Here is a 6,634-nt window from a genome sequence, read left to right as displayed (position 1 = left end):
TCTTTGCAACTGAATAATAATCAACCGCTCAGTTTCATCAAATAATGGAATACATGCCCATACGTTTATTAAAAGATAAAGGGAAAACTTACAATGACGTTATATAAAAATCATGCAGAACGGGATAGGCACCTCCCTTATTTTTCATGTCTGATGTTAACCGGGGCATTGATTATTGCCCCCCTCTCCAGCACCCGGGCAGAAGCGGTTACGCCATTTATCCACCCGGGACTTCTGCATACCCAGAAAGATTTTATACGGATGCATACCAAAGTGACACAAGGCGCTCAGCCCTATAGGGATGGCTGGCAGAGGTTATTGGAAAATAAACATGCATCCCTTGGCTGGCACGCTAATCCACAGGCCGTAATCTATCGAGGAAAGGACGGCATTCATACTGAGAATTACGGCACCTTATTCAACGACGCTGCCGCGGCTTACGCACTGGCATTACGTTGGAAAATCTCCGGCGACGATGCCTATGCCCGCAAGGCTATCGGTATTTTAAACGCATGGACGACGACACTTACGGCGATTAGGGGAGGATCAGACCGGTATCTGGCCTCAGGCCTGTATGGTTATCAGTTTGCAAATGCGGCAGAGATACTGCGCAATTCTGTCCTCTGGAAGCCAACAGATTTTCATGATTTCCAAACTATGATGCTGAGCGTTTTCTATCCTATGAATCAGGATTTCCTCAACCATCATAACGGGGCGAAAATTGATCACTACTGGGCCAACTGGGATCTGGCTAATATGGACTCCATGTTAGCTATCGGCGTACTCACGGATCGCCGTGATATTTACAATGAGGCGATGACGTATTTTAAATACGGTCAGGGTAATGGTTCGGTTGAGCATCTGGTGTGGAAACTCTACGGTTCTTCTCTCGGACAAGTCCAGGAAAGCGGCCGCGATCAGGCTCACTCATTACTGGATATCGCTTTGCTTGGTGCGTTCTGCCAAATGGCCTGGAATCAGGGAGACGATTTATACGGTTACGACCATAACCGGGCTTTGCTTGGCGCCGAATACGTTGCAAAGTATAACCTAATGCATGATGTGCCCTACACCCCGTATACCAATAGTGATGTTACCCAGCCCGTCATTTCCGACAAATCACGCGGACAGATGAGGCCAATCTGGGCGCTTTTTTATAATCATTATGTTGTGCTGAAAGGGATAACGTCCCCTTACGTCGAAGCTTTTGCAAAAAAAGCCAGTCCCGAGGGCGGTGGTGGAGATTATGGGCCTAACAGCGGAGGTTACGACCAGCTCGGATACGGTACTTTGGTCTACACGTTGAAATAAACCGTTTGGCAAACTTGTTACCGGTTTTCATACGTAATCCACACGTTTATACAACTTAGCTTATCCCGTTTAAGGAGAATCTATGCCTCAACAAAGTATGCTATGCGAGAGAATATTATTAACCAATGATGATGGTATCGATGCTCCCGGTATGGCCGTCCTGGAAAAAATCGCTCATCAACTTTCTCACGATGTCTGGATAGTGGCTCCCGTCCACGATCAGAGTGGCACGTCACATTCACTTAGCCTTCACAGTCCGTTACGTCTGAGTGAGAGAGGACCGCAACGATACGCTGTGACCGGGACACCAGGAGATTGTGTAGCGTTAGCGCTCGGTCATCTGATGAAAGATAAAAAGCCAACGTTGCTGCTTTCAGGGGTTAACAGAGGGGCCAATCTGGGAACCGAGACCGTTTTTTCCGGCACCATTGGCGCTGCAATGACCGGCATGCTGATGGGGGTGACGTCCTTTGCCCTCAGCCAGGCTTTTACGGACCGCAATAGTATTCCCTGGACAGTCGCAGAAACCCGGGGCGCTGCCACTATCGAAGCGCTCTGGAAGAGTGAAACTTTTAAAGCCGGATGTCTTAACATCAATTTTCCCGTTGCCATTAACCCGGACTTACCGGCATTTACCTTTACCCGTCAGGGAAAGGGATATCTGCACGATATTGATGTTATTTCGCATCGCGACCCCCGCGATCTTGAGTACTTCTGGCTCTCCCTGAAAAGGCAAAACTTACCGGATGCTCCTGAAACAGAAGCCGCCATTTTGCAACAAGGGGGGATCAGCGTGACACAATTAGGTTTTGACCGTGGTGTAACGCGTCAAAACGGCTAAATTATTTATCCCCCCTTTTCCGCCGACTGCGGCACCGGTGTCTAAAGCCGCTTAATGATACGGGCCGGATTCCCCCCCACGACGCAGTTAAACGGCACGTCTTTTGTCACGACCGCGCCGGAAGCCACCACCACATTATCACCCAGGGTGACACCTGGGTTGATCACCGCACGTCCACCGATCCACACGTTATTACCAATCGTCACCGGTTTGCCGAGTTCTTTCCCGCTTATGCGCAGCTGTGCATCAAGCGGATGGGTAGCGGTATAAATGTGCACTCCTGGTGCCAGCATGCAGTTATCACCAATACGCACCTCGCATACGTCAAGGATCACACAGTCAAAATTGGCGTAGAAATTTTTTCCTACATGGATGTTATAACCGTAATCACAGCGGAAAGTCGGCTCGATATACGCGCCCTGATGACTTCCTAACAACTCGTTAAGCCACTGTTTACGCAGTTCTTCATCATCTGGTGATGAATGGTTGTAACCATGTAAAAGCTGGCGTGCGCGCCTGCGCTCGCTAATGAGTAATGCATCACCGCTCTCATAGAGTTCGCCGGCGATCATTTTTTGTTTTTCTATATTCAACGTCATACTTCGATATCCTTTAGTGATGCGCTCATGCCAATTTCCAGCGCCAGGTTTTTACGGCAACCGGTGTTTAGAAAAGGTACTTAAAGCGCACGCGTGCACCATAACGGTCATCCGTATTACCCGTTTTAATCGTCGGTGATTCAAGCCAGGAGGCATAAGCCCCCAGGTAAATATTGAAGTTAGGCATATCCATGATATCTGGCAGATGCCATGAGGTATGGAGAGTATGAATATCATATTTACCCGGTGCCAGAATCGCGCAGTCGTTGTCGCAGTCACCGGCTACCCCGGCCATATTGAACTTGTCGATATTGTTGTGCGCGTAGATGTAACCCACTTCCACCCTGTGCCATAAGGCATTGATGCCTGCGCTGAAATCTTTTTCGTCAGCTGCGTCGAGATAAGCCGTGCTCAGGTTAACGACCGCACCGTTTTCTGCATCAGTTTTAAGCGTGTTCCAGCTCATCGTCATTCCGTAACCGGTCCGGTTCGACTGGTCAACCCAAACACCCTGCGTATTCTGATATCCGTAGGCATTATTCACCAGGTTGCTTTCGACCGCGGCGGCGACTGACCACTCGCCGGATTGCCAGGCAATAACCGGGCGGGCATAAACCACATTTTTACGGTTATCTAACGCATTGCCGTGATAGTTATTGTCGACAAATAGCGAACTGCCATCTTCTATAAGCGTGTTGAGTTCGAAATACCAGTTATCGAGTGTCTTACTGAGCAGGAAATTGCCACCGCTGCTGCTGCGCCCGCGACCCTCTTTCATCATATAGATATAACCGTAACCGTCACTGTAGAGATCGTTAGCGGTATTACCGGAATATTCAATGAACGTATCCTGATTCAGCGGGAACATATCCCAGGCCTCGAAGCGACCAATTTTAATTTTCCAGTCATCCTGCTGACCAAAGAAAAATGCCGCATCGTCGAGGTTCATTTTTCCGTTGATATCAGCCAACGGCTGAACGCTGAATCCGGCATATTTTCCATTAACCCCATTTCGCAGACCATCAAACCCCAGGAGAATACGGCCATTCATATCCCAGCGCTCTTTATTTCCCGGCGCCCAGTTTTTATTTGTGCTGGTTTTTATCGACGTCAGGCTGCCCGTGCGGCTGGCACCATCCATATTAAATTCAACGTCTCCATAAAATTTAATATCACCATTCCCGGTGAGCTGAAGCGCGGGAGTCGCAGGAGCCGCGGGAGTATTGTTTACTACGTGGGACAATTGCTTCTCTTGCTTGAGGGCGCGAATTTCAGCCTCCGCACCCGCCGCGCGCTGCTCCGTGACTTTCAGCCGCTGCTCCATTTGTTCCAGCCGTTGTTCGAGGGAAAGCGTACCCTGTGCATGGGCTACTGAGGTACATACAGACGTCAAAATACATCCGACCCAGATTTTATTCATCGGAAAAGACCTTCTTATTATTTATATTAATGTGTCATTTTTGTATAAATACAGCCCGAAGATAAACGCAGTAATAACCCGCCCATCATCAAAGACGGGTTATTTGCGACACTGGACAGGGCTTATTCCAGCTGCCAGGCTCCGGCATCTGATAATGTCGCTTTTCCATGCCAGGAAAATAAGCTTAATTCGCGACGATCGGCATCAGGGTATATTCGGCTACTGAGGCATGCCTCGCCGTCATTGACGAATACCTCGACCGAAGAGCTGTCAATAAACATACGTAAAGCCAGAGGAACGCCGGGCACCAACGGTACACTGCGCGTGCCACATAATCCGTACTGCGGATAGCGGCGCTCAAGCACCAGACGCTGCAGCTGCGTATCAACATAAACACGCAGACCTTCTCCCAGGCTAAGTCCATACTGTTCCGCATCACTGCTTGCGCAATCCCAGTAAAGCACGACTTCCATGGCCTCCCCTTTGTTTGCCATGAGTGTCTGCTGGTTTTTCAAGGTACTGACAGGCCACGGGAACCAGGCCTGACGCAGCGCTTCCACCTCTTTCGCGGGGCGCATCTGCAGACGATTGTCCTCAGTAAGACTCAGCTCACGCGGCAGAGACAACATCCCGGACCAGCCGTCCTGTTGCTCCGGCATCGGCGACTCCCACATATCCAGCCAGCCAATCACGATGCGGCGGCCATCCGGTGTCAGGAAACTCTGCGGGGCATAGAAATCGTGTCCGTGATCCATTTCGACGAATTCCCCTGTGCGGACAAACGGCTCTCCGGGCTGCCAGTCTCCCACCAGATAACCGCTCTGGAACAGATTGCGGTTCTCAAAGCCCTGCGCGGCCATCCCCTGCGGAGAAAACATCAGGACACGTTTGCCATTAAGGGTAAAGAAATCAGGGCACTCCCACATAAAGCCCATACCGGCTTGCGCCTCATCCAGGATCCCTTCATCCTGCCACTGACGCAAATCGGCTGAACGATACAATCGTATTTGCCCGGTATCGCCAACGCGCGCACCGACGACCATGTACCAGCTATCCCCTTCGCGCCAGACCTTAGGGTCGCGGAAATGATGCAAGTCCGGCGGGGTATCGATAATGATCCCCTCACGTTTAAAGTGAATACCATCGCGACTGGTTGCCAGACACTGCACCTGATAAAGGTTCTCGTCGTTACCGGCGTCGCCGTGAAATTTATGTCCGGTGTAAATCAACGCCAGGGTATCGCCATCCACCACCGCCGAACCAGAAAAACACCCGTCTTTGTCTTCCGGTCCTTCCGGAGCCAGGGCAACGGGTAAGTGCTCCCAGTGAAGCAAATCTTTACTCCGCGCGTGCCCCCAGTGCATCGCCCCCCACTGAGGAGAATAAGGATGATGCTGATAAAATGCATGATACCAGCCATCAAACCAGATCAGGCCATTAGGATCGTTAACCCAGCCAGCCCTTGCGGCAAGGTGATAACGCGGGTACCAGCGCAGGTTTAGCATCTCGCGCTTAGCTTGAAGTTCCTGTTCAGCGTTAGCAATTGTATAGGTCATCGTTTTCTCTCTTTTCATTCAGATAGTAGAAAGTTGTGGTATCTGCGGATCCATTGAGGGTTTACCGGAACGCAACAGGAAAATAGAAATAAAGGTGATGCAGAACACCATTAACCCCATGAACAGATAGGACTGAGCAAATCCATATTTTTCGTAGCTGTAGCCAGCGAGGGGTGACAATACGGTGGCAATTACGGATCCCGTACAGGCAAAACCCACCAGATAGAGCGTGGATGAGAGACGTTTATCGAAGTTAAGGCTGTTGTATTTGAAGATAGAGATAAGCAGTATCGGGAGTTCAACCGCATGCAGCAGCTTGGTGATAGAGATAAGCAGAGGGCCTTCCACTAATCCGGAGGCGACCATGCGCATCGCCATCACCATGCCGGCGAAAATCAGACCATTTTTAGCACCTAGACGATTTACCAGCCATGGTGCACAGAACATGCCTGCGGCCTCCAGGAATACCTGAAACGAATTAAGATAGCCGTACATCGCATTCCCTTCATGTTGCGTCGGGAACTGTGAGGAAAAATAGACCGGGAACTGTTGATCGTAGACGCCGTAAATACAGGTGCCGACCACAAAGAATACCAGCGCCCAGAAACGCGGCAGGGTCAGCAGGCGTAATGCATCCTCAAGCGTGACTTTTCCCCCTGCCACGGCTTCCTGCATTGCATGAGGCGCAGAAGAGACGCGTAAGCGCATCAAAAGTATGAAGAAGACCAGACCAGAACAGCTGGCAACCGCGAAATTTAATTTCGGGTTAATATTAAACAATAACCCGGCGAAAAAGGTTGCCACAGCCCAACCCAGCGACCCCCACATCCTTGCTTTTCCGAATTCAAACTGGCTCTGACGGGCGACACGCTCGGTGTAAGACTCAAGGACACCAATACCGCCATTG

The 6,634-nt window shown here is 50.3% G+C and carries 6 protein-coding genes; 2 read left to right on the top strand and 4 right to left on the bottom strand.

Translation table 11 applies throughout. The features are described from left to right. Window positions 1-93 precede the first annotated feature (93 nt). Both J1785_RS04735 and surE read left to right on the top strand, forming a co-directional pair. Window positions 94-1,311, top strand: a complete 1,218-nt coding sequence (locus J1785_RS04735) for an alginate lyase family protein (protein WP_217218924.1) — start codon at window positions 94-96, stop codon at window positions 1,309-1,311. An 82-nt stretch (window positions 1,312-1,393) separates the two neighbouring features. Further along, window positions 1,394-2,152: a 5'/3'-nucleotidase SurE gene (gene surE, locus J1785_RS04730; RefSeq protein ID WP_217218923.1), complete on the top strand. Its 759-nt coding sequence runs from the start codon at window positions 1,394-1,396 to the stop codon at window positions 2,150-2,152. Between the two features lie 41 nt (window positions 2,153-2,193). Here the strand turns inward: surE and maa are convergent, their stop codons facing one another. The 4 genes from maa to J1785_RS04710 all read right to left on the bottom strand — a co-directional run. Continuing rightward, window positions 2,194-2,745: a maltose O-acetyltransferase gene (gene maa, locus J1785_RS04725; protein ID WP_205951629.1), complete on the bottom strand. Its 552-nt coding sequence runs from the start codon at window positions 2,743-2,745 to the stop codon at window positions 2,194-2,196. 73 nt (window positions 2,746-2,818) lie between these two features. Then, a complete protein-coding gene (locus J1785_RS04720) occupies window positions 2,819-4,171 on the bottom strand; it encodes a carbohydrate porin (protein WP_217218922.1) in 1,353 nt (450 codons plus the stop codon). A 122-nt stretch (window positions 4,172-4,293) separates the two neighbouring features. Then, window positions 4,294-5,727: a glycoside hydrolase family 32 protein gene (locus tag J1785_RS04715; protein WP_217218921.1), complete on the bottom strand. Its 1,434-nt coding sequence runs from the start codon at window positions 5,725-5,727 to the stop codon at window positions 4,294-4,296. Window positions 5,728-5,745: 18 nt separating this feature from the next. Next, a partial coding sequence (locus tag J1785_RS04710) for an oligosaccharide MFS transporter (RefSeq protein ID WP_217218920.1) occupies window positions 5,746-6,634 on the bottom strand: 889 nt, incomplete at its 5' end.

It is taken from the genome of Rahnella perminowiae (assembly GCF_019049755.1).
Classification (GTDB): domain Bacteria; phylum Pseudomonadota; class Gammaproteobacteria; order Enterobacterales; family Enterobacteriaceae; genus Rahnella; species Rahnella perminowiae.
This window is presented reverse-complemented; position numbering and strand designations above follow the sequence as displayed.